The organism is Microvirga sp. VF16, assembly GCF_016864375.1.
GTDB lineage: Bacteria > Pseudomonadota > Alphaproteobacteria > Rhizobiales > Beijerinckiaceae > Microvirga.
The window spans coordinates 3500853-3524715 of the sequence record NZ_CP069354.1; the positions used below are offsets into that span (position 1 = coordinate 3500853).

The 23863-nt window shown below is 63.3% G+C and carries 18 protein-coding genes; 8 read left to right on the forward strand and 10 right to left on the reverse strand.

What is annotated here, in order from left to right:
• Nucleotides 1-3: 3 nt before the first annotated feature.
• The 5 genes from JO965_RS16315 to JO965_RS16335 form a co-directional block, all read right to left on the reverse strand.
• Nucleotides 4-804: a ScpA family protein gene (locus JO965_RS16315; protein ID WP_203439911.1), complete on the reverse strand. Its 801-nt coding sequence runs from the start codon at nucleotides 802-804 to the stop codon at nucleotides 4-6.
• A gap of 149 nt (nucleotides 805-953) precedes the next feature.
• Nucleotides 954-1973 (reverse strand): beta-N-acetylhexosaminidase, encoded by a 1020-nt coding sequence (nagZ, locus tag JO965_RS16320; RefSeq protein ID WP_203439912.1) that lies wholly within the window; start codon nucleotides 1971-1973, stop codon nucleotides 954-956.
• A gap of 59 nt (nucleotides 1974-2032) precedes the next feature.
• Entirely contained in the window at nucleotides 2033-3451 is a 1419-nt protein-coding gene (locus JO965_RS16325; protein WP_203439913.1) for an SPOR domain-containing protein, read from the reverse strand.
• A 107-nt stretch (nucleotides 3452-3558) separates the two neighbouring features.
• On the reverse strand, nucleotides 3559-5319 hold the full coding sequence (gene argS / locus JO965_RS16330; RefSeq protein WP_203439914.1) for an arginine--tRNA ligase: 1761 nt from the start codon (nucleotides 5317-5319) through the stop codon (nucleotides 3559-3561).
• A 49-nt stretch (nucleotides 5320-5368) separates the two neighbouring features.
• Nucleotides 5369-6583: a deoxyguanosinetriphosphate triphosphohydrolase gene (locus JO965_RS16335; RefSeq protein WP_203439915.1), complete on the reverse strand. Its 1215-nt coding sequence runs from the start codon at nucleotides 6581-6583 to the stop codon at nucleotides 5369-5371.
• A 180-nt stretch (nucleotides 6584-6763) separates the two neighbouring features.
• Here JO965_RS16335 and erpA point away from each other — a divergent pair, with 180 nt between their 5' ends.
• Together erpA and JO965_RS16345 are read left to right on the forward strand one after the other, a co-directional pair.
• Entirely contained in the window at nucleotides 6764-7090 is a 327-nt protein-coding gene (erpA, locus tag JO965_RS16340) for an iron-sulfur cluster insertion protein ErpA (protein WP_203439916.1), read from the forward strand.
• Nucleotides 7091-7174: 84 nt separating this feature from the next.
• Nucleotides 7175-9034, forward strand: coding sequence for a hypothetical protein (locus JO965_RS16345; protein ID WP_203439917.1), 1860 nt, complete (start codon nucleotides 7175-7177; stop codon nucleotides 9032-9034).
• A gap of 169 nt (nucleotides 9035-9203) precedes the next feature.
• On the opposite strand, the gene JO965_RS16350 is transcribed toward JO965_RS16345, so the two are convergent.
• Nucleotides 9204-11507 carry an NADP-dependent malic enzyme gene (locus JO965_RS16350; RefSeq protein ID WP_203439918.1) on the reverse strand — a complete coding sequence of 768 codons (2304 nt, stop codon included), beginning with the start codon at nucleotides 11505-11507 and terminating at the stop codon, nucleotides 9204-9206.
• A 99-nt stretch (nucleotides 11508-11606) separates the two neighbouring features.
• Between JO965_RS16350 and JO965_RS16355 the strand changes: the two genes are divergently transcribed.
• Entirely contained in the window at nucleotides 11607-12227 is a 621-nt protein-coding gene (locus JO965_RS16355; protein ID WP_203439919.1) for a CatB-related O-acetyltransferase, read from the forward strand.
• Here the strand turns inward: JO965_RS16355 and JO965_RS16360 are convergent.
• The 3 genes from JO965_RS16360 to aspS all read right to left on the reverse strand — a co-directional run bounded on the left by JO965_RS16360 (nucleotide 12199) and on the right by aspS (nucleotide 16084).
• Nucleotides 12199-13293, reverse strand: a complete 1095-nt coding sequence (locus tag JO965_RS16360) for an acyltransferase (protein WP_203439920.1) — start codon at nucleotides 13291-13293, stop codon at nucleotides 12199-12201. The genes JO965_RS16355 and JO965_RS16360 overlap by 29 nt on opposite strands.
• A 131-nt stretch (nucleotides 13294-13424) precedes the next feature.
• Nucleotides 13425-14279 carry a glycosyltransferase family 2 protein gene (locus tag JO965_RS16365; RefSeq protein WP_203439921.1) on the reverse strand — a complete coding sequence of 285 codons (855 nt, stop codon included), beginning with the start codon at nucleotides 14277-14279 and terminating at the stop codon, nucleotides 13425-13427.
• Nucleotides 14276-16084, reverse strand: a complete 1809-nt coding sequence (gene aspS, locus JO965_RS16370) for an aspartate--tRNA ligase (RefSeq protein WP_203444221.1) — start codon at nucleotides 16082-16084, stop codon at nucleotides 14276-14278. The genes JO965_RS16365 and aspS overlap by 4 nt, the downstream gene beginning before the upstream one ends.
• Nucleotides 16085-17471: 1387 nt before the next feature.
• Here aspS and JO965_RS16375 point away from each other — a divergent pair.
• The 5 genes from JO965_RS16375 to rnd all read left to right on the forward strand — a co-directional run bounded on the left by JO965_RS16375 (nucleotide 17472) and on the right by rnd (nucleotide 23273).
• Nucleotides 17472-17609 carry a hypothetical protein gene (locus JO965_RS16375; protein WP_203439922.1) on the forward strand — a complete coding sequence of 46 codons (138 nt, stop codon included), beginning with the start codon at nucleotides 17472-17474 and terminating at the stop codon, nucleotides 17607-17609.
• Nucleotides 17610-17819: 210 nt separating this feature from the next.
• Nucleotides 17820-18221: a hypothetical protein gene (locus JO965_RS16380; protein WP_246776589.1), complete on the forward strand. Its 402-nt coding sequence runs from the start codon at nucleotides 17820-17822 to the stop codon at nucleotides 18219-18221.
• Between the two features lie 107 nt (nucleotides 18222-18328).
• A complete protein-coding gene (locus JO965_RS16385; protein WP_203439923.1) occupies nucleotides 18329-19579 on the forward strand; it encodes an HlyD family secretion protein in 1251 nt (416 codons plus the stop codon).
• Entirely contained in the window at nucleotides 19576-21735 is a 2160-nt protein-coding gene (locus JO965_RS16390) for a peptidase domain-containing ABC transporter (RefSeq protein ID WP_203439924.1), read from the forward strand. Before JO965_RS16385 ends, JO965_RS16390 begins: the two co-directional genes overlap by 4 nt.
• 377 nt (nucleotides 21736-22112) lie before the next feature.
• Nucleotides 22113-23273 carry a ribonuclease D gene (rnd, locus tag JO965_RS16395; RefSeq protein ID WP_203444223.1) on the forward strand — a complete coding sequence of 387 codons (1161 nt, stop codon included), beginning with the start codon at nucleotides 22113-22115 and terminating at the stop codon, nucleotides 23271-23273.
• A gap of 4 nt (nucleotides 23274-23277) precedes the next feature.
• Here rnd and JO965_RS16400 read toward each other — a convergent pair whose 3' ends face one another.
• Nucleotides 23278-23820: an NUDIX domain-containing protein gene (locus JO965_RS16400; RefSeq protein WP_371826796.1), complete on the reverse strand. Its 543-nt coding sequence runs from the start codon at nucleotides 23818-23820 to the stop codon at nucleotides 23278-23280.
• Between the last annotated feature and the right edge of the window lie 43 nt (nucleotides 23821-23863).

Below are 23863 nucleotides of genomic sequence, written 5' to 3' on the forward strand. Positions count from 1 at the left end.
ACCTTAAACTCCTGCTTCGACCGGATCTGCGACGGGCTTGACCCAGACCGGAGCGAAGGCCTCGTCCTGCCGGATCGTGAGCTTGCCTTCGCGCACCATTTCCAGGGTGGCGGACAGGGCCGAGGCCAGAATGGTCGGGCGCATGGCAGGCTCGACCATGTATTCCACGAGATAGGCGTCGAGGGTTACCCAATCGCTCAGGTGACCGACAAGCCGCTCCAGGGCCTCCCGCGCATCGACCAGCGACCAGACATTCCGCTTGTGCAGAGACACCTTGGAATTGAACTGGATCTGCCGCTGCTGGGCATAGGCCTTGAGGAGGTCGTAGAGGCTCGCCTCGTAACGGGAATCCCGGTTGATGATGACGGGCTCCGGCGCCCCGCGGGCGAAGACGTCGCGACCGAGCCAGGCCCGCTCGCCCATCTTCTTGGCCGCCTCGCGGATCGCCTCCAGGCGGCGCAGGCGCAGGGCCAGGGCGGAGGCGAGATCCTCGGCACTCGGCTCCTCGCCCTTCGGCGGTTCGGGCAGCAGGAGGCGTGACTTGAGATAGGCGAGCCAAGCCGCCATCACGAGATAATCCGCCGCCAGTTCCAGGCGCATGCGGCGCGCCTCCTCGATGAAGGCGATGTATTGCTCGGCCAGCGCCAGGATCGAGATGCGGTGGAGATCCACCTTCTGGCGGCGGGCGAGTTCCAGCAGGAGGTCGAGCGGCCCTTCGAAACCGTCCACGTCGACGAGCAGGGCGGGCTCGCTTTCGCCTCGCTCCGTGCGTTCGACATCCTCGAAGGGTAAGGGCTTTGCCATCGACCGTACTCAACTCATGGGGTTCGAGCATCGGACCCAAAAGTGGCCACCACTTTTGGGTCCGATGCTCTTCTTCTTGAAGAGCGCATCGTCCGGCGCCGAAAACCGGATCCACTTTTCTGCACGATGCGCTAAGAGCTTCATTAGCTTTAGGCGATCATCGCAAGAGCAGAATCGAGCCTGGCCCGGGCATCCACAGGATCCAGAGGCTCCGGATCATGGGTGATGCGAGCTAACGCAGCGTTAGCTCGGCGCAAGGCTTCGCCGCTCAGAATGGGGGCGGCCTCGGCGACGGCACTCATCTCCTCCATGGTGCCGTTGCAATGAAGGGCCATGTCGCACCCAGCCGCGAAGGCGGCCTCGGTCCGGTCCCGGAACGAGCCCGAAAGGGCATGCATGGACAAATCGTCGGTCATCACCAGCCCGTCATAGCCGATATGGCCGCGGATGATCTCCTCCATGACGATGCGGGAGGTCGTCGCGGGTCGATCGGGATCGAGCGCCGTGTAGACCACATGGGCTGTCATCGCGAGGGGCATGTCGCTGAGCATCCGGAAGGGCGCGAAATCGTGCCTCTCCAGTTCCTCGCGGGAAGCCTCGACCACCGGCAGCGCCAGATGGCTGTCGGCGCCTGCCCGGCCATGGCCCGGCATGTGTTTGACCACAGGGAGCACGCCACCGGCCAGAAGGCCCTCGGCGGCGGCGCGGCCCAGGACCGCAACCTGGTTCGGCGTCTTGCCATAGGCCCGATCGCCGATCACGTCGTGGGCGCCCGGCGACGGCACGTCGAGCACAGGGAGACAATCCACGGTGATCCCAACCGCACGCAGGTCATGGGCAATCAGCCGCGCTCCAAGACGAGTGATCTCGCGCTGAACAAGCGGGTCGTTGGCATGCAGAAGGCCATAGGTGCGGCCAGACGGGTATTTCGGCCAATGCGGCGGCCCCATGCGCTGGACCCGGCCGCCCTCCTGATCGATCAGGATCGGCGCATCGGTCCGCCCGACCGCATCCCGCAAGGAGGCACAGAGCACCCTCACCTGCTCAGGGCTCTCCACGTTGCGGCGAAACAGGATGAAGCCCCAGGGATCCGCCTCCTTGAAGAAGGCGACCTCGTCGGGAGTGAGCTCGGTGCCGGAGCATCCAGCAATAAAGGCGCGGGTTTTCATACCCGCGCCTTAAGTCCCCTGCTCGGCAGGGTCAAGAATTCTGAGCCGCTACGCTCGGATCAGTTCTTGGCGACAAAGCACTGTCCACCCTGCCCCTGCAGCTTGGAGCAGAGGGAGGAAGCCTCCTCCTTGGACAGAGGTCCGACGCGCACGCGATAGATCGTGTTGCCGTTCACCTCGGCCTTGCGGATCATCGAGGGCATTCCCCCGAGATCGGGATATTTGCGCTGGAACGATGCGAAGGCGGTCTGAGCGCCGGCCTCGGAATTGGCGAGACCGAGTTGCACGGCGAAGCCGCCGGTCGGGGTCGTCTCTGCGGCCGCCGGGGCGACGGGCTGAACCGAAGCGACCTGCTGCGGAGCCGGCGTCGCGGCTGGCGTGGAAGCCGCCGGAGCGGGCTTTGGAGTCGGAGCAGGCGTGGACGGAGCCGCCACGGGGGTGCTCGCGGCCGGCCGGGGCTGGGCCGATGCCACCTGAATAGGAGCAGGGGTTGCAGGCTGAGCTTGGGGCGGCAGGGCCATTGCCGCAGGAGCCACGGGCTGAGCGGCCGACGGTTCGGCGCCAGCGACGGTGCCGTCTGGGCGGATCGTGACGGTGCGGACCTTCTTCGGCTCGCCGAGATTCAGGCTGGCGGTCTGATGCGGCTTGACCGCACCGCCGGGAATCGTGCCGCCGGTAGCGTCGGCAACGGCGTTGCCATTCATGCGCACGGCCTGCTGTACGTCGACCGGCTGCTCTTCGCGGTTCACGACCTTGGTCGCCGTGGTCGGGTTGGCGCGTTCGTAGATCTGCTTGTTCTGGTTCGGGATCTCGACCCCACCCGGGTTCTGCGGCTGTACCTTGGTCGGCTCGTTGTTCGCTTTCACAAGAGGGGGCTCGCCGCCCGTGACAGCCGAAGAGCCGGACATCAGGTAGGCTCCGCCACCGCCAAGCACGACGGCGCCGACGACGGCGGCGATTGCGATCATACCCTTGCGGGAGCGACCCTTCTCAACGGGTGCGTAGTCCTGGGACTGATCATAGTCTTGGTCGGCATAATTCGCCGCCTGATCGGCATAGTAATCCTGAGCATAGGCTTCATTGCCGTAGGCGTCGTGATCCTGATGAACTGGCTGGTGCGCGTAGGCAGGCTCGGCGCCACGGACGTTGCTCTGCGGGTAGCTGCCAAGATCGTAAGAAGGAGCCGCTTGGCCAGCCTGCGGGGCGCGGACCGGCGCCTCGCGGGGGGCTTGCGGCATGGTGTCGCGGACAGCGAAAAGGTCGTCGATGGACGAGCCCTGCTGGCGCGGACGATTGGTGCCGTCATTGGCCAGAATGGCTTGAAATGGATCGTCTTGTCCCACGATCCGGGCCAATTCCGCGAGCGGATCACTCCGCCCGGCGGAGGCCGGCTGGGTCTGAGGGGTGCCCGCCTGGGCGAGTTGCCGCTCGATGTCGTTGAAGTCGATGGCAAAACGGGGCTTCACTGATTCGCTCATGCGCCGGATCTCCAGTTACGCGACAGGAGCACCCGTTGCTCCGCCGGCACGACGTGACAGAACCCGACGCGAGTGCTTCGTAAGCGATTGATTCGCCTCAAGAAACACTATCGCATTTCGTCGGGTGCCGTGACGCCCAGGATTGCGAGACCAGATGCGAGCACGCCCTTCAGGGCATGCACGAGAGCGAGTCTCGCTTGTGTTGAATCTTTATCAGTTAGATTAACAAAGCGTAATTGCGGCAAGTCTTTGCCCTTATTCCATAAACTATGGAAGGCGCTCGCCAGATCGTAAAGGTAAAACGCAACCCGGTGAGGCTCATGAGCTTCCGCCGCAGCCTCGATCATCCTGGGAAACTGAGCGATGCGATGGATAATATCCATTTCCCCTTCGTCACTCAGGATCGAAAGATCGGCCTTCTCAAGCTGCGTTACCGAGAAGTCGGCATCCGGGAAGGCTTCCGCTGCCTGCCGGAACACCGAGGCCGAGCGGGCATGGGCGTACTGGACGTAGAAGACCGGGTTGTCCTTGGACTGCTCGACCACCTTGGCGAGGTCGAAATCGAGCGTCGCATCGTTCTTGCGGAAGATCATCATGAAGCGGGCAGCATCCCGTCCCACCTCGTCGACCACCTCACGCAGGGTCACAAAGTCGCCCGAGCGCTTGGACATCTTCACCGGCTCGCCGCCGCGCAGGAGCTTCACAAGCTGGCAGAGCTTCACGTCGAGATCGGCCTTGCTGTCCGAAACAGCTTTCACGGCGGCCTGCATGCGCTTTACGTAGCCGCCATGGTCAGCGCCCCACACGTCGATCATGGAGGCAAAGCCACGCTCGAACTTGGAGCGGTGATAGGCGATGTCGGAGGCGAAATAGGTGTAGGACTCGTCCGATTTCAGCAGCGGACGATCCACCTCGTCACCGAAAGCAGTGGCGCGGAAGAGAAGCTGCTCCCGGTCCTCCCAATCTTCGTCCTTCTGGCCCTTGGGGGGTGGCAGGCGGCCCATATAGACGAGATCGCGACCGCGAAGCTCCGTGATGAGCTCTTTCACCTGATCGACCGGGCCAAGCTGCAGGGACCGTTCCGAGAAGAACACGTCGTGATGGATGTTGAGCGCCGCGAGGTCGTCGCGGATCATGTCCATCATGGCATTGATGGAAACCTCGCGGACGAGCGGCAGCCACTCGGTTTCCGATTTGTCGAGCAGGGCCGGACCATATTCCTTCGCCAGACGCTCGCCGACGGGTTTCAGATAGTCGCCGGGATAGAGCCCTTCCGGGATCTCGCCGATATCATGGCCCAGGGCCTCCTTGTAGCGGAGATAGGCCGAGCGGGCGAGGACATCGACCTGCGCACCGGCATCGTTGATGTAATATTCGCGGGTGACCTTGTAGCCGGCGAAATCGAGCAGCCCGGCGAGGGCATCGCCAAAGACCGCGCCGCGGCAATGGCCCACATGCATCGGCCCAGTCGGATTGGCCGAGACATACTCGACATTGATTGGCGAGCCCGCGCCCTGCCCGCTCCGACCGAAGCCGTTGGTATCGACGAGAGCCGCGCGCAGAACTTCGTGCAGGACCGAAGGCGCGAGCCGGATGTTGATGAAGCCGGGACCGGCGATCTCGACCTTGGTGACCCGCGGATCATCCTGGAGATCGGCAACGAGAAGCTCGGCCAGGGCGCGCGGGTTCATGCGCGCTTCCTTGGCCAGCACCATGGCGGCGTTCGTGGCGAGGTCGCCATGGGAGGGGTCGCGCGGCGGCTCGACCACGACGCGGCTGACATCCAGCCCCGATGGAATCTTGCCCGCCTCGGCCAACCGGCCAAGCGCATCCGCAACCCGCTTCTCAAACAGCCCGAAAATGTTCATGGTACTTTGTCTCTGAAGGGCTCTTGGCCCTGGAATTCCGTGGAGCCGCCTAACGCAGGTCCGGCGTTACGTCAAACAGGCGCCGGTGTTCAAGGATCGCATATCGGTCCGTCATGCCGGCAATATAATCCGCCACGCGGCGGGCAAGCCTGGGCTCGTCGTCCTTCGGCAGATCGGTCTGCCACTCCTCGGGCATCAGCTCAGGCTTGGCCTTGAAGCGCCTGAACAGATCCCGCAGCACGTCGTCGGCCTGAGCGCGGACCCGCATCACGTCCGGGTGACGATACATGCGAGCATAGAGGAAGCGCTTGATGGAGGCATCGGCCTCCTTCATGGCCTTCGAGAAGCAGACCATGGTGTCGCCGGCCTGCCGGATATCCTCGGCTTTCGTCGGATCGAGAGCCGCGATCCTACGATCCCCTTCGGCCACCACATCCTCGACGAAGCGGGTGATGACGCGCCGGGTCAGCTCGTGGATTCGGCGGGAGAGATCGAGATTCGGATAGCGCCTCTCGATCTCCTGCAGCAGCCCTTCGAGAAACGGCACATCGCGCAACTCCTCGATTCTGAACAGCCCAGCCCGGAGGCCATCGTCGATGTCGTGGGCATCGTAGGCGATGTCGTCCGCAATGGCCGCGGCCTGCGCCTCCCCGCCGGCATGGGTCGCGAGTTCCAGATCCTGCTGGGCATTGTATTCGAGGATCGCCAGCGGCACGCCCCGCGCGGCGTAGCGCAGGGTCGGCTTGCCCTCCGCATCAAGAAGCGGGCCGTTATGCTTGACCAGTCCTTCCAAGGTTTCCCAGGTGAGGTTGAGCCCGTCATATTCCGCATAGCGGCGCTCGAGTCGGGTCACCACCCGCAAAGCTTGGGCGTTGTGATCGAAGCCGCCGAAGCCGGTCATGCACTCGTCGAGCGTGTCCTCGCCCGTATGGCCGAAGGGCGTATGGCCGAGGTCGTGGGAGAGCGCGAGCGCCTCGGCCAGATCCTCGTCGAGCCCCAGGGAGCGGGCGAGTGCCCGGGCGATCTGGCTCACCTCGATGGTATGGGTCAGCCGCGTTCGGAAGTGATCGCCCTCGTGATAGACAAACACCTGCGTCTTATGCTTGAGCCGGCGGAAGGCCGAGGAATGGATGATCCGGTCCCGGTCGCGCTGGAATTCGCTGCGGGTGGGCGAGACCGCCTCGGGAAAAAGCCGGCCGCGGCTCCCCCAGGGGTCGCAGGCATAAGGGGCTCGCCATCTCTCGCCAAAGGGCCGCACAATCATCCCCGGGTTGAAGCCTTGTCAGGGCGCACTTACCTTGCTCATAACAGCCTATGCAAGACTAGAACGGTTTGCTCTCGCAAACCGTTCTAGTCATCCCTTAGAATCGCACTTTCCGGCGGCGAACCGGTATCCACTTCGCCTGAAAGTGCTATTACGTCCTCCTGAGGACTGGAAGTGCCCATGACCGGTATTACCCTGACTGACCGCGCCGCCCGCCGCATCAACGAGATCATGGCCGCCGAGCCGACAGGATCCCATTTGAGAATCAGCGTTAACGGAGGCGGCTGCTCGGGATTCCAGTATGCTTTCGACGTGGACCGGACCCGGCAGGACGACGATCTCATCATCGAAAAGGATGGGGCGACCGTGGTCGTGGACGAGGTCTCGGTCCAGTACATGGATGGCTCGGTCATCGATTTCGTCGACGACCTGATCGGCCAGTCTTTCAAGATCGAGAACCCTCACGCCACTGCCTCCTGCGGCTGCGGCACCTCGTTCTCGTTGTAAAACCGTTACGTAACGTCCTATTCTCCCGCCAGCATTTCCATTCTGAATTGGCTGGCGTCAGATTCGCCAGCTTGGGGGATCCCTATGGGACTTCGTTACCGCGCAGGTGTCTGCGCATTCGCCCTGATCGCAGGCGCCGCGGCCCTATCCTTCGAACCTGCCGTGGTCCGGAACCTCGTCGTCGATAACGGCAGCCACCGCATCGTCGTGGGAGCGGTCAGGGTTCCGCTCTGGAGTGCGGCGTTCGCGCAATCCGCCGACAGCTTCAGCCTGGACAATGTGAGCTTCACCCTCGGCTCCGCCACCTATGAGGCGAAGCGGATCGAGTTTTCTGGTGTCTCCTCGTCGCGGGCCGATATCGAAGCGCTATTTTCCTCGGCTTCGACGGAGCCGATGGAAGGCCGCCTGAAGCGCATCACCGTGAAAAAGATCACGATCCCTGAAGCACGGGTGAAGCAGACATTCGGCAAGCAAACGCAGACCACGACCTATCGGAACGCCACGTTCGACGATGTCGCCCAAGGCCGGATCGCGTCGGTTTCGATAGACACGAGCGCAACGGAAACGAGCGGCGCCAAAAGCAACGTGCTGATCAGCACCGGCCGCACAAACGTGGACGAGTTCGATCTGCCGGCTCTCGCGCGGCTCTACGAGACGAAAGCCGACAGCGCCTCAGCTCCTCTCACCAAAATTTACGGGGCTTTTGCCATCGAAAATATGGAGTTTGCCGATAACGAGACCAGCACGACCTTCAAGATCGCACGCCTCGGCGGCAAGGATTTTCAGGGTCGTCCGACCAAGGATTCCTGGACAGGCACCACGGTCCTCTTCGCCGAGATGGCCGAGCGCACGGATCTGTCCTCCGACGATCAGGCGCGCCTTCTTCCCGCCATCGCTGACCTCGTCGATGCGTTCCAGATCGGCCTGATGGAAGCATCCGGGATCGAGGTGGCCATCAAGGGCAAGGACGCTACAGGTCTGGCCCGCATCAACCGCATTGCCTATTCCGGCGGTACGGATACCCAATCCCCGGAGTTGCGTTGGGACGGCTTCGAGTTCTCGGACAAGGACAACCGCGTCAAATTCGATGGCTTGAGCCTCACCGGTTTCTCGTTTCGCCAGACGTTCGATGGCTTGAGGACGCTTCAGGGCAAATCCCTCGACGACCTCGATCCGACCGCGATACGCAGCCTCATTCCGACACTCGGCACCTTACGCCTGTCGGGTCTGAACATCGATGGAATGACGAAGGAGGATGGCAAGACGACAAAGGTGCAGGCAGCCCTGAAAGGCTTCGAACTCACCGCAGACAAGCCGGTGAACGCCATTCCGACCAATATTCGGCTTGGGCTGCAGAACTTGACGATGGCACTGCCCTCGAAGAGCACCGACGACGGGATCAAGGAGCTTGTCGCCCTCGGCTACAAGGACGTCGACGTCTCCTTCCTCGCTGCCGCCACCTGGCACGAGGCCGCCAACGAGATCGCGCTCAGCGAAGTCTCCTTCCAGGGTCAGGAGATGGGTAATGTTGCCCTCACGGGCGTCATCGGCAATGTCGGCAAGGATGCGTTCAACGCCGATACCGCCCTTGCAACGGTCGCTCTGCTCGGTGCCAAGGCAAAGGCGCTTGATCTGACGGTCGAGAACAAGGGCCTGTTCGAGCGCTACATGGCGAAGGCCGCGAAGGAGCAGAAGACGACGCCGGAATCGCTGCGCCGGACTTATGCCGCGGCAGCGGCGTTCGTCGTGCCGGCGATGATCGGCAGTTCCGAACAGGCTCAGACCCTGGGTCAGGCGATCTCACGTTTCATCGCCAAGCCTGGCAAGCTCACGGTAAGCGCGACCCCCAAGGACCCTTCGGGTCTCGGCATCGCGGAAGCGGCGTTGCTGCAGGATCCCAAGGCCATTCTCGACAAGCTGAATATCAGCGCGAAGGCTGAGTGACGCTCATCCTTTCGCAAAACATCCCCTCACGTCGTCATCACCGGCCTTGTGCCGGTGATCCCGATTGAATGAGGCGCTACGCCCTTCGCATCGAGATGGCCGGGACAAGCCCGGCCATGACTTGGGAACGGGTGACTGGGTGAGAAGGCTGCCGTATTGTCGCCGCCATTCAAATCAGCGTCGGCTGATCCTCTTCCGCGGCCTGCGCCTCCACGACCGCGATGGCCGTGATGTTGACGATGCCGCGCGCCGTCACCGATGGCGTGAGAATATGGGCGGGCTTTGCCGGGCCGATGAGGATCGGCCCGACGGGAAGCGAATCCGCCAGGACCTTGGTGAACTGGAACGCAATATTGGCCGCGTCCAGGTTCGGCATGATCAGCACGTTGGCCTCGCCCTTCAGACGCGAAGCAGGGTTCACCCGGTCGCGGATCATCTGTGACAGGGCCGCATCAGCCTGCATCTCGCCATCCACTTCGAGATCCGGCGCACGCTCATTGATGCAGGCCAGAGCCTCGCGCATCTTGATGGAGGAGCGCGTGTCGGCCGCACCGAAATCCGCATGCGAGAGCAGCGCGATCTTGGGCTCCATGCCGAAACGGCGCACATGGCTGGCGCAGGCAATCGTCATGTCGGCGATTTCCTCGGCCGTCGGATCGACCTGCACATGGGTGTCGGCGAGGAAGTAGGCACCCTTCGACGTAATGACGAGCGACAGGGCCGCCATCTCGTGCACGCCGGGCGCAAGTCCGATGATATCCTTGATGTGCTTGACGCGTGACTGGAAGCGTCCTTCGAGGCCGCAGATCAGCGCATCCGCATCCCCTCGCCTCACCGCGAGCGCGCCGATGACGGTGGAATTGGTACGCACCAGTGTCTTTGCCGCATCCGGCGTGATGCCCTTGCGGCCTGCCGCCTCCACGTAAGTGGCGACGTAATCGCGGTAGCGCGGATCGTCCTCCGGGTTGACCAGCTCGAAATGACGTCCGATCTCCATGGACAGGCCGAAGCGCTTCATGCGCGTTTCGACCACGTTCGGACGGCCGATCAGGATCGGCTTGGCGATGCCCTCTTCCACGATGACCTGCACGGCGCGCAGCACGCGCTCGTCCTCACCCTCGGCATAGATCACCCGCTTCGGATCGGCCTTCGCCTGCGAGAACAATGGTTTCATGATGAAGCCGGAGCGGAACACGAAGCGGCCCAGCGATTCCGCGTAAGCCTCCAGATCCTCCAGCGGCCGCGTCGCGACGCCGGAATCCATTGCGGCCTTCGCCACGGCCGGCGCAATGCGCAGGATGAGGCGCGGATCGAACGGGCTCGGGATCAGGGACTTGCGACCGAAGGGATGAGCCTCGCCGCCATAGGCGCGCGCCACCACCTCGGACGGCGCTTCGCGGGCAAGGCCTGCAATGGCCTTCACGGCCGCTGCCTTCATCTCCTCGTTGATGGTGGTCGCACCGACATCGAGCGCGCCGCGGAAGATGTAGGGGAAGCACAGGACGTTGTTGACCTGGTTCGGATAATCCGAGCGGCCGGTGCAGATCATCGCGTCCGGACGCGCGGCCTCGGCCTCCTCCGGCATGATCTCCGGGTAGGGATTGGCGAGCGCCATGATCAGCGGTCGCGGCGCCATCTGGGCGAGCAGCTCAGGCTTCAAGACGCCACCGGCCGAGAGGCCTAAGAACACGTCTGCATTGGGGATGACGTCGGCAAGCGTGCGCGCATCGGTGTCCTGCGCATAGACCGACTTCCAGCGATCCATAAGCTCGTTACGGCCCTCATGGACCACGCCCTTGATGTCCGTGACCCAGATGTTCTCGCGCTTGGCGCCGAGCGATACAAGAAGGTTGAGGCAGGCGAGCGCCGCAGCACCCGCACCGGAGGTGACGATCTTCACGTCCTCGATACGCTTGCCGGCAAGCTCCAGGGCGTTCATCACCGCAGCACCGACGATGATCGCCGTGCCATGCTGGTCGTCGTGGAAGACCGGGATGCCCATGCGGGCCTTCAACCGCTCTTCGACCTCAAAACATTCCGGCGCCTTGATGTCCTCAAGATTGATACCGCCGAAGGTAGGCTCCAGCGCCGCGATTACCTCGACCAGCTTGTCCACATTGTTCTCGGCCACCTCGATGTCGAACACGTCGATGCCGGAGAACTTCTTGAACAGAACCGCCTTGCCTTCCATCACGGGCTTGGAGGCGAGCGGGCCGATATCGCCGAGGCCCAACACCGCCGTGCCGTTAGAGATTACGGCGACCAGGTTCTGGCGGGAGGTGAGATTGGCGGCCTCGGCCGGGTCGGCGGCAATCGCCTCGCAGGGGGCCGCGACGCCCGGCGAATAGGCCAGTGCCAGGTCGCGCTGGTTGCCGAGGGGCTTGGTCGGCTGGATCTCGAGCTTTCCGGGGCGTGGGTGCTGATGGTAGAACATCGCTCCCGATTTCAGATCCTGCGAGATGTTGTCTCCCATCCCCGACGCTCCTTGCACTGACCAAACCGCTTCGGAGGCCCTTGTGCGCGCGCTGCCCCCCTTCCGTCAATGTTCTTCTCTGGTCCAGAGGGCCGGACGATGAAGCTGCGACATCGTTTGAAGAACTGGCGCAACCCGCACAACCAGGCCCGCGTGCACCTTGCCCGCATGGCCGAGCGCTATGGCTACGAGATCGGCGAATTCACCTATGGCAAGCCGAAGGTGCGTTTCCCTGAATCGGGGAAGAAGCTCACCATCGGCCGCTACGGCTCCATCGCCGACAAAGTGGAAATCCTGCTCGGCGGCAATCACCGCACCGATTGGGGCACGACCTATCCCTTCTCTGCCTTCCGGGAACTCTGGCCCGGGGCGCCCAAGAGCGAGGATTACCACACCTCCCGTGGCGATGTGACCATCGGCCACGACGTCTGGCTCGGCTCCGGCGCCATTATCATGTCAGGTGTGACCATAGGGCATGGCGCCGTCATCGCGGCCCACGCCATCGTGACCAAGGACGTGCCGCCCTATGCCATCGTCGGCGGCAACCCGGCCAGGGTCATCCGCTACCGTTTCGACGAGGAGACCATTGCGGCGCTCCTCGGCACGCAATGGTGGGACCTGCCGCGGGAAAAGATCGCGACCCTCATCCCGCTCCTGCAGAGCGACCGGATCCGAGAGTTGATTGCCGCTGTCAAGGTACTGCGGGCTCAATCGTCTTGAGCACGCGGCGCCCGAGAGTCCTGGCCTTCAGACCAAGCGCCGGCTTCTCGAACAGGTACCAAGAGAGCGCCGCAACCAGCAGCGTGATCGTAAGCGACGGCATCAGCAGCACGCTGGCGGCAGCTTTCGGCCAGAGTACATGCAGGCTCTGCTGAATCGGCCAGCCATAGAGATAGGTGCCGTAGGACAGATCAGCCGTGGGTTCATAGGCAAAGCGCGTGACCAGGGGCGACAGGGCGAGCCACAGGATGCCATAGGCAGAGCCGACGAAGAGCATGGTCTTGTAAAGGAACGTTCCGCTGCTCAGCCACGTGGCAAGAAACAGCATTAGGACGAGCAATCCCGAGAGACGGGCGTGATCGCGCCAGATATAGAGCGCACCGCCGAAGGCGAAGATCAATGGCAGCCGTAGAGCCGTTTCCATGCTCTTCGACGCATCGGGCCGCAACAGATCGAGCCCGGCCAAACCCACCGCCAACCCGGCGACGAGTGCGAGCGCTGCGATGCGGGAGCGCAGCAGCCCGACGAGGCCGAACACGAGGACGCCTACGTAACAGATGCCCTCGTATTTGAGGGTCCAGACTGTCCCCATCGGGAATGTAAACGGATTGTCGGCGAACACGCCCGGCAGCGCGATGCTGCTCTTGAAGCTCGTGAGTGTGGCCGTGATGAAGCGGCGCAGGCCCGGGCTCTGCAGGTACTCGCCAAGAGGCAGTGTCGTCATCGCTGCACCGAGGAGGAGCGATACCGCGAGCACCGCTACGATCAGTCCCGGGGCGATGCGCAAGGTCCGGGCGACGGCATAATCACGCCAGCCGCGCCGGTCGAAGCTCATGGTGACGAGAAAGCCGGAGATGGCAAAAAAGCCGTTCACGACATGCTCGCCCAGAGTGAAGCCCGTGGAAACGGTCAGGGGCTCATCAGTGAGGATGCCGGTGGTGACGCTGAAGGCGTGAGAGATCACAACGGCGATCGCGAGTCCCAGACGGAGAGTGGCGAAATGATTGTGAGGCTGCTTCAAAGCATCATCAACGGATATGCCTCTCAAGGAAGGCAGATAAGCCATCGCGCGGGTCCACCTTCGCTTCTAGGTCCGGGTTCTCGTACTGGACGCGAAGGCATTAACGCTGAAATATTATGTAATATCAATACCAGATTGCGCGCCTCGCTGAGCAGAAGCGACCTGAGCGGCGTGTATCAAAACGCCTTCCGCCCCATCATCGCAGCCCAAGCCCCCGCTGCCGAGCCGCCGTAGCGCTCGATCAGCTTGCGCTGAAACGTCAGGCCAGAGCCAACAGCCTTCAATGCATTGATCGCGAACATGCCTGGCGCCGGGTTCGGCAATCCGTATTTGCGGCTCACGTAGGCGCGCGACCAAGCCTGATGCCAGCGGGAGGTAAAGATGCGACCACGCTTCTCGCCGCTGGACTGTCCACGCCCGTGGCGCACCACCGCCTGCGGCACGTAGATCAACGCAGATCTGGAATCCGCAACGCGGCGGCAGAGATCGTCGTCTTCATAGAACAGAAAGATGTTCTCGTCGAAGCCGCCGAGTTTCAAGAAAACATCGCGGCGCATGAGGAAGCAGGCGCCGGAGAAAAACGGCGCGCAGGCTTCGCCCTCGGGGAGAGCGAGCTTGCCATTCGGATTGGTGAGCGAGGTCGCGAGCAGCGAGCGCGGCTGGAAGAACACGCGCCCGCTCGGCTCGACGATCTGCGGCGCGAACAGCGCCGCATCCGGATAGCGCCGCGCCGCGTCGACAAGTGCCGCGACCGCGCCTTTATCGACGATGCAGTCTGGATTGACGACGAGGATGAATTCGGTGTCGGCCGCCCGCGCCCCGATATTGTTGGCGCGGCCATAGCCCTCGTTGCGGGCGTTGCGGATCACCCTCGCACCCTGCCCTTCGGCAATGGCGGCCGTGCCATCCGTCGAGGCGTTGTCGACCACGAGGGCCGGGACGCCATCCGCCTGCAATGCGCCGAGACACTCCGGCAGCGCATGAGCACTGTCGAAGGTCACGACGATGGCTGTGACGTCCGCGCGGCTCATTTCTCCGGCAGGTTCGTCCGGATGTGCAGCTCGCGCAACTGCTTCGGCGTCGCCTCGGAGGGCGCTCCGAGCAGCAGGTCTTCCGCCTTCTGGTTCATCGGGAAGAGCGTGATCTCGCGCAGGTTATGCGCGCCGCAGAGCAGCATCACGATGCGATCGACGCCGGCCGCCATGCCGCCGTGGGGCGGTGCGCCGTACTGGAACGCGCGATACATACCGCCGAACCGCTCCATGACCTCCTTCTCGCCGTAGCCGGCGATCTCGAAGGCCTTCACCATCCGGTCGGGGCGGTGATTGCGGATCGAGCCCGAAGCGATCTCATAGCCGTTGCAGGTCAAGTCGTACTGGAAGGCCGTGATCTTGAGGATCGTGTCCTTGTCCATCGGGTCGAGCGCCATGAAGGCGTCGTGGTCGAAGTTCGCCATGGAGAACGGGTTGTGCGAGAAATCGATCTTCTTCTCGTCCTCGTTCCACTCATATTGCGGGAAGTCGACGATCCAGCAGAACTCGAAGCGATCCTTGTCGATGAGGCCGAGTTCGTCGCCGATGCGAGTGCGTGCCTTGCCGGCAAGCGAAGCGGCTTTATCCTCGGCGCCAGCCGAGAAGAACACCGCATCACCCGCCTTGATCCCGACCTTCTCACGGATGACGGCCTGAGCGGCTTCGGGAATGAACTTGGCAATCGGCCCTTTGCCGATGATCTGACCGCCCTCCTCCTCGAAGACGATATAGCCGAGGCCGGGCGAGCCTTCCGTGCGGGCCCAGTCGTTGAGCTTGTCGAAGAAGGAGCGCGGCTGCGAGGCGGCACCCGTCGCCGGAATGGCGCGCACGACGCCGCCGGACTTGATCACGTTCTTGAACGCGTTGAAGGTCACGTCCTCGCGGGTGAACACTTCAGAGACGTCGGCGATGACGAGCGGGTTGCGCAGGTCCGGCTTGTCGGAGCCGTATTTCAGCATGGACTCGAAATACGGGATGCGCGGGAACACCTCGGTGACCGGCTTGCCGTCCGCGAAATCCTTGAAGGTGTCGCGGATCACCGGCTCCATGGTCTGGAAGATGTCGTCCTGGGTGACGAAGCTCATCTCAACGTCGAGCTGGTAGAACTCGCCCGGCAGACGGTCGGCGCGTGGGTCCTCGTCGCGGAAGCAGGGAGCCATCTGGAAGTACCGGTCGAAGCCGGAGATCATGATCAGCTGCTTGAACTGCTGCGGCGCCTGCGGCAACGCATAGAACTTGCCGGGATGAATGCGGGACGGCACCAGGAAGTCGCGCGCGCCCTCCGGCGAGGAGGCCGTCAGGATCGGCGTCGTGAACTCGAAGAAGCCGCTGTTCTGCATGCGCGTGCGCAGCGAGTTGATGATCGCGCCGCGCTTCATGATGTTGTTGTGCAGCTTCTCGCGGCGCAGGTCCAGGTACCGGTAAGTGAGACGGGTCTCCTCCGGATAATCCTGGTCGCCGAAGACCGGCATCGGCAGCTCGGCCGCAGGACCTAAGACCTCGATATCGGTGATGTAGACCTCGACCAGACCGGTCGGCAGCTCCGGGTTCTCGGTGCCGGCCGGGCGCTTGCGCACCTTGCCGTCGACCCGGATCACCCATTCCGAACGGGCCGCCTCGGCCTGCTTGAAGGCCGGGGAATCCGGATCGATCACGCACTGCGTCATGCCGTAATGGTCGCGCAGGTCGATGAAGAGCACGCCGCCATGGTCGCGGATGCGGTGGCACCAGCCGGAAAGCCGGGCGACCTGGCCGACATCGGATTCGCGGAGCGCGCCGCAGGTGTGGGAACGGTAACGGTGCATGGAGGCGGACATGGAAAAGCCTGCTGGTTCGATTTACGCGCAACATCCATGGGAGGCGGGGGAAGTCAAGGCGGAAGGACGAAATGAGGCCATGCAGGGGCGATCTCCGTAGCAGACGGGGCTGCATCCCTCGCCATACCGGAGGAAGCGCGAGCGAAGGTCCGGGATCGTTGACAGGATGTGGCTTCTGAGCCTCGACGCAGTCATCCCCGCGCAGGCGGGGATCCAGAACCGCCGACGGTGCCGGACTGATTGAACGTCGTGGTTATGGATCCCGGGCTCCGCTGCGCAGCCCCGGGATGACCGCGCTGGACTGGTTTGCCCGATCCCGGATCTCCGCTGCGCTTCGTCCGGGATGACGTCCTCTGTCGTCATCCCCGTCCCCGGACTTGATCCGGGATCAGGGGGATCCATGTCTTGGCACCGCTGTGGTTCCCAAGGCGTGGATGGCCGGATCACGTCCGGCCATGATGGCTGTGGGTAGGGATGGGTCTGTCAAAGAGCCAGCACCGTGGGGCCCGCAGCTTGCGCTGCGAGCCTGAGTGGTGATCGAGGGTGGCGCGACGGGCAGCCCGGCTCGATGTCTGATGGGAGATGGAAGAGCCGGGATGCCTCTTCGCGCACGGCTCTTTTAGGCGGACAGGAGAGGCCGGCTCAGTCAACCGCCGCCGGCGGTGACCGTCTGCGCGACGGCGGCCTGCGACCGATCCCGACCACCAACCCACATCCTGGGCCTCCCGTCGAATGAGGCTGCGTCACCTCAGCCACGGGACCGTGCCTGCTCCCACACTGCGACGCCTCGCGAGCGCGCCCCTCGATAGGAGCAGATCTAAGGCAATGATATAGCCAAGATCAGGATGATTGTCAAGAACAAAAGATGAACATATGGTCAGACTTGTCCATCAGCTCGGTCGTCATCCCCGGCCTTGGAACCGGTGCCCCGATGTGAAAGGCGCGGCGGTTTTCGGATCAGGACGGCAGAGAGCGACTCAATGGATCGTCAAGCCGACGACAGGACCAGCGAAATTGGCCAAGCTGACGAACAGCATGAAGGTTGTCAGGGTCACACTAAGGTAAAGAGAGATGATAAAAAGAGTCTGCATGGCATCGCCCGTCATGGATTTGACGGGAATTCTGTCCTTTTAACGGGAGCCGAACAATCGTCGCGCCGGGAGTACCCCTTTCTCGTGTGCGCCCGGACACATTCACCGATGACTTCCCTCATCGTTCTGCCGGGCAACTCTGACCTCTCAGCAGCTTCTCCGCTATGGATCGGCCGCGAAAGATTCCGGCCTGTTAACCATTGAAGGAGCCTGAGGCATAGCTCTAGCAAAGGTTAGCGCCAACTGGCGCGCCCCTCTCTAGAAGAGTTACAGGAGAGGGCCTTATGAAGCTGCCGACTGAGGAATTCGCCGAATACGTCTTCCGGTTCGTTGTGATCGCAAGTGGGATTCTCACCACGATACTTCTGATTGCAGCGGTGATCCGATTATTGGACACGGACGTCGCTGGCCTGTCTCAATAGCCCTAGGTTTTCAGCGAGCCTCTCTTCCAGGATGCAGTGTGGTTGACTTCCTGAGGGGCGACCCCGGCATGGCGGCGGGCCTCGCTCCTCAGGAGAGCCTCCGGATATTCAAGCAGAGGTGATATGGGGGCAGCCACCGCACCCAGTTTTCCTAGATTTTTCGCTGCTTTTTCTACCTTCAGCGGTCCCAAATTCCTTGCAGAACAAAGAGTGAATACCCATATTCTGCCTATGGTTAGCACCCTTGCAACATCCCTGTTGAGGCCAGTCCGGAACGCTCCCATTGAGGAGCGGATCGAGGGCAATTGGCACGTCTATCCGCTGGAGGGGGCGCTGGAACTCGACTATATCGACCAGGCCGGCCATGCGAGCCGGCGCTGGGTGCTAGCGCGCGAGCTGAAGGTGGGGCCCGGCAAGATGCTGCTCGGCGGGATCGATATCCTGTCCGAAGACGGCTATCGCGGCTTCCGGGTCGACCGGATCCAGCGTCTGGAAGATGCGGAAACCGGGCTGGTGGTCGAGCACAATATCCTCGACTGGCTCATGAAGCGCGCCGAGCGGCAGGCCAAGGTGCGGAAGAAGCACCTTGCGCGCGTTCCGGCCAGCCTCTGACGGCTGTAAGTCTAACATCTGCTGCGACAGCAAAGCGTCAACTTCCCTTGTGCAGCCTCGCCCTTTCTGCAACATAGTCACATAACTCGTTGCGTTGAGGGGTCGGGGTGGCTCAGCAATCCTTGTTTCGGCCACAGGCCATGGCGGCAGCCTCGGGCGAGCACTCGTCCGTGTCGCTGCCGGTTGCTCCCCTCTCCTGGCGTCTCCTCGGCGGCTTCGTCGTCGCCTGCGTGGCCGTCGTCGCCCTTTTCCTCGGCACGGCCGAATATGCCCGCAAGGAGACGGCGAGCGGGGCCCTCGTCACTGCGGGCGGAGCGGTGCGCGTGGCCGCCATGCGCGGCGGCGTGGTGACCGCGCTGATGGTGAAAGAAGGCGACCGGGTGGCGGCGGGCCAGTCGCTATTCACGGTCGCGTCGCGCCAGGGACTCGAGGCCGGCGGCACCCTGGACGGTGCGGTTCTCGCGTCCCTAGAAACACAGGTCGACGTTCTGAAGGGGCAAATTGCAGCGGATCCTGCCCGCACGGCCAACGAGATCCGGCGTCTCGACGCAGCGATTGCTGCCGCAACGGCAGAGCGGGATGCGCTCATCGTCCAGCGCCGGCTCATGATCGAGCGTGTGCAGGTGACCGAGGAGCGGCGCAATACCATCGCGCGCCTTGCCCAACAAGGACACGCCACCCGCGCCGCCCTGCAGGAGCAGGACGAGACGCTGCTCGCCCGCCACCAGTCATTGGCCGAAATCGACCGCGACTTGGCTGAAGCCGAAAAGGAGCTGGGCCAGACCCAGCTCCAGCGCGAGCAGTTGCCGGTGCAGCAGGCCGAGCGGCTGGCGCAGCTTCGCCTCAATCTCGCCGACCGGGAGCGCCAGCGGGCGGAAGCTGAAGGACAGCGGGCGCAGGTCATCACCGCCCCCATCGGCGGGCGGGTCACGGCACTGCAGGCCGCACACGGTCAGATCGTCGATTCCGCCAAGCCGCTCATGACCCTCCTCCCCGACGGTGCGAGCCTGCTCGCGGAACTCTTCGTGCCGAGCCGCGCCATCGGCTTCGTCGAGCCGGGACAGCGGGTGCGGCTGATGGTCGATGCCTTTCCCTATCAGCGCTTCGGCACGCAGAGCGGCCACGTGGAGACCGTCTCGCAGGCCGTGCTTTCGCCCAGCGACGTCATCGGCCGGGTCGCGCTCACCGAGCCCGCCTATCGCGTCACCGTGCGCCTCGACCGGCAGGACATCGAGGCCTTCGGCCGGCGCGTCGCCCTTCAGCCCGACATGACTCTCAAGGCCGATATCGTGCTGGAGGGCCGCTCCCTCGTCGCCTGGCTGTTCGAGCCGTTGATCAGCGTCAGGGGGCGGATGTGAAGCTGTTCGCCCATCTCGATTATTTCGGCTCCCCTCGCCTGCCCGCCATCATGCAGTCGGAAGCGGCGGAATGCGGTCTCGCCTGCCTTGCCATGGTCGCGACCTATCACGGGCGCGAAGTAGACCTTACGGCCCTGCGCCGCCTGTTCTCGATCTCGCTCAAAGGCGTGACACTCAAGGATGTGCTCGTCATGGGCCAGCGCCTCGGCATGACCGGGCGCGGTTTGCGGCTTGAGCCCGAGCAGCTCAATCAGATCAAACTGCCCTGCATCCTGCACTGGGACATGAACCATTTCGTGGTGCTGAAAGAGGTTAGCGCCCGGAAGGTGACGATCCACGATCCGGCTGTCGGCCTGCGCACGCTGACCCTCGACGAGGTCGGGCACCATTTCACCGGCATCGCCCTGGAATTGACGCCGACGAGCACCTTCGAGCGCAGGAAGGAAACCTCGCGCTTGAGCCTCACCGCCCTCTGGGGCCGGATGCGCGGCATCAAGCGGGCGCTCGCCCAGGCGCTCGTTCTTTCCGCCGTGCTGCAGCTCGCCGTGCTCGCGGCCCCCTTCTACATGCAGCTAGCCGTCGACGAAGCGGTGATGAAGAACGACCAGGGCCTGCTCACCGCGCTCGCTCTCGGCTTCGGGCTGTTCACCCTCATCCATATCGGCGCCGATTGGCTGCGCTCGCACGTGCTGCTGTTCTTGAGTGGCGCGCTCAATTTCCAGATGGGTGCGAACCTCTTCCATCATCTCGTGCGGCTTCCCTTGAGCTGGTTCGAGAAGCGCCATATCGGCGATCTCGTCTCCCGTTTCCGCTCGGCCGAGCCGATCCAGCGGCTCATTTCCGAAGGCTTGGTCGCTGCTCTGGTCGACGGGGCGATGGCGACGCTCACTCTCGTGATGATCCTGATCTACAGCCCGAAGCTTTCCGGCATCGTCTTTGCGGCGCTCGCGCTCTATGCGCTCCTGCGCTTTGCCCTCTATCGTTCCTTGCGTCAGCGACAGGAGGAGATGATCGAGGCTGCCGCCAAGGAGCAGACCACCTTCATCGAGACGGCGCGGGCGATCCAGAGCATCAGGATCTTCGGGCGTGAATCGGATCGGGAAGCCGTGTGGCAGAACCGCAATGCGGAATCGATCAGCCGTTCCATCCGCCAGGGCCGCCTCACCATCGGCTTCAAGACGGCGAACGACCTGATCTACGGTATCGAGAACGTGCTCGTGATCTATATCGGCGCGCGCGCCATCATGGGAAACGAACTCACCATCGGCATGCTCTACGCCTTCATGGCCTACAAGCAGCAATTCCTCGACAAGGCCACCAACCTGATCGAGACCGGCATCCAATATCGCATGCTCGATCTCCATCTTGATCGGCTCTCCGACATCGCGCTCGCCGAGCGCGAGCAGGACCGGCATGGAGAAAGCCTCGTGACGCGGCCCGTCGCCGGCGCAATGGAGCTCAGGGGCGTGAGCTTCCGCTATGCCGATACGGAACCGGAGGTGCTGTCCGGCGCGGATCTGAAGGTCGAGGCGGGCGAGTTCGTCGCCATCACCGGCCCCTCGGGCGGCGGCAAGACGACACTGCTGAAGATCATGCTCGGCCTCTTCAAGCCGGAGGCCGGCATCGTTTTGATCGACGGCATTCCCCTGGATCATTTCGGCCGCCAGTCCTTCCGCTCGCAGATCGGCGTGGTGATGCAGGACGACCAGCTTCTATCGGGCTCCATCGCGGAGAACATCTGCTTCTTCGATATGCTTCTCGATCTCGACTGGATGCGCGAATGCGCGAAGATGGCCGGGATCGACGACGAGATCATGGCCATGCCCATGAACTACAACACCCTCATCGGCGACATGGGCACCACGCTCTCAGGCGGCCAGCGGCAGCGAGTGCTGCTCACGCGCGCGCTTTACCGCCGCCCGCGCATGCTCTTCATAGACGAGGGCACCTCGAATCTCGATCTCGACAAGGAGCGCGAGGTCAACCGGGCGCTGGCGGAACTCAAGATCACCCGCATCGTCATCGCCCACCGCCCCGAGACGATCCGCGCCGCGGACCGGATTGTAGTCCTGCGCGAAGGCCGGGTCTCCCCGCCCATGGACGGCGATGCCCTCGCCTTCGCCGAGGCCGCCCGGCAGGGCCTTAGCCGGACCTGACATGAAAAAGGGCGCGGTCCCTTAGAAACCGCGCCCCCGTGCCTGGCAATCCGGCGCTTACGCGCCGGAAACCATCAACGGCATTGATAGATGATAATCCGGCGACCGCCTGCGACGCCGGCGAGTTCCTTCTCGCTCAGCTCGACGACGGCCTTGACAGCCTTCTTATCGGTCCTGGTCTGCGTCTTCTTCATGAAGACCTCCCCCACACTTGAGGTGTTGTTAGGCACCAAACTCTGGCTCAGCGGCCAGTGATACAAAATAACAAAGCTCCGGCTACGTAAGTCAATCGCAACGTTTTACCTTATCTTAGGGCCGTTGGCGGATATCCTGACGGCGGACTCGCAGCGCCAATCCTGATGGGTTATGTACGCTTCATGGACCTGATCACCTCCACCGACGCCCTGGCCGCCGCCTGCAACCGCCTCCGCCAGCATCCGTTCGTGACCGTCGATACGGAATTCCTGCGTGAGACGACCTATTATCCCAAGCTCTGCCTGATTCAGGTGGCGGGGTCCGACCCTGCGGAAGCCCATCTGATCGACCCGCTCGCCGAAGGCATCGACCTTGAGCCCTTTATGGCGCTGATGGCCGACAGGAATGTGGTGAAGGTCTTCCATTCCGCCCGCCAGGATCTGGAGATCGTCTGGAATCTCGGCGGCATCGTGCCGGCTCCCCTGTTCGACACCCAGGTCGCCGCCATGGTCTGCGGCTACGGGGACTCGGTCTCCTACGAGCAGCTCACCAACGACCTCGCCAAGGCCAAGATCGACAAGTCCTCCCGCTTCACCGACTGGTCGCGCCGTCCCCTCACGGACGCGCAGCTCACCTATGCCCTCTCCGACGTCACCCATCTGGTGAAGGTCTATGAGGCGCTTATGGCCCAGCTCGAGACAAACGGCCGCCTCGAATGGCTCACCGAGGAGATGGCGATCCTCACCTCGCCCGAGACCTACCAGGCCGACCCCGACAACGCCTGGCGCCGCTTGGCCGGCCGCCTGCGCAAGCCGCGCGAGATCGCCGTGCTGATGGAGGTCGCCGCCTGGCGCGAGCGCGAGGCGCAGGCCCGCGACGTGCCTCGCGGACGCATCCTCAAGGACGATGCGGTGATCGACATCGCCACCTCCGCTCCCCGCAGCGTGGAAGCCCTCGGGCGCCTGCGCACAATCCCCAACGGCTTCGAGCGCTCCCGCACCGGTGGCGAGATCCTGGAGGCGGTGGAGCGCGCGCTCGCCCGCGATCCCGCGACGATCCCCATGCCCGAGCGCAGCCGCGGCCGCGCCAATACCGGCTCCGTCGTCGATCTGCTGAAGGTTCTGCTCAAGGCCGTGGCCGAGCAGGAGGGCGTGGCGCCCAAGATCATCGCCACCGTCGAAGAGCTGGAAGCCATCGCCGAGAGCGACAACGCCGATGTCCCCTCCCTGCACGGCTGGCGGCGCAAGCTGTTCGGGGAAAAGGCCCTGGCGCTGAAGAATGGCCAGCTCGGCCTGGTGCTGGAGCGCGGGCGAGTGAGGCTCAGGGCGATTGCTCAGGCTTGATCGGTCAAATAAGCCCTTTCAGCCGCAGCAATCCTAATGTTGCGACGGTCGCGGCGTCCTTGACGACACCTTCCGTGATCATCGCCAGGACTTCGTCGATCGGAAAGGCGCGGCTTATCATGTCCTGCTCGGTCTGCTCGCGGTAGGTCTCGCCCTGCCGGAGGCCTTGCGCGAGGTAGATGTGAAAACCCTGGTTCGAATAGCCGTAGCATTCGAACAGATGGCCCACATGCCGCATGGTCTCAGCGGTCAATCCGGTCTCCTCGCGCAATTCTGCACGGGCGAGTTCCAGAGGATCGATGGCCGGCGCCTCCTCCCAGGAGCCCTGCGGCAATTCCCAATAGCGGCCCTGCACAGGATAGCGGTACTGCTCCACGAGGTGGATCATACCGTTCTCGATGGGAGCGATGATGGCAAAGTCTGTCTTCTCGACGACACCGTAGATGCCCGGCGAGCCATCCTGACGGATAATCGCGTCCTCGCGCACGCGCATCCAGTGGTTCTCGTAGACGATGCGCGTCACAGTGGTTCTGATTTCCGGCGCCACGAGTCCCCCAATCGGCAGATGGCCGGGCGGACCCCGGCCATCG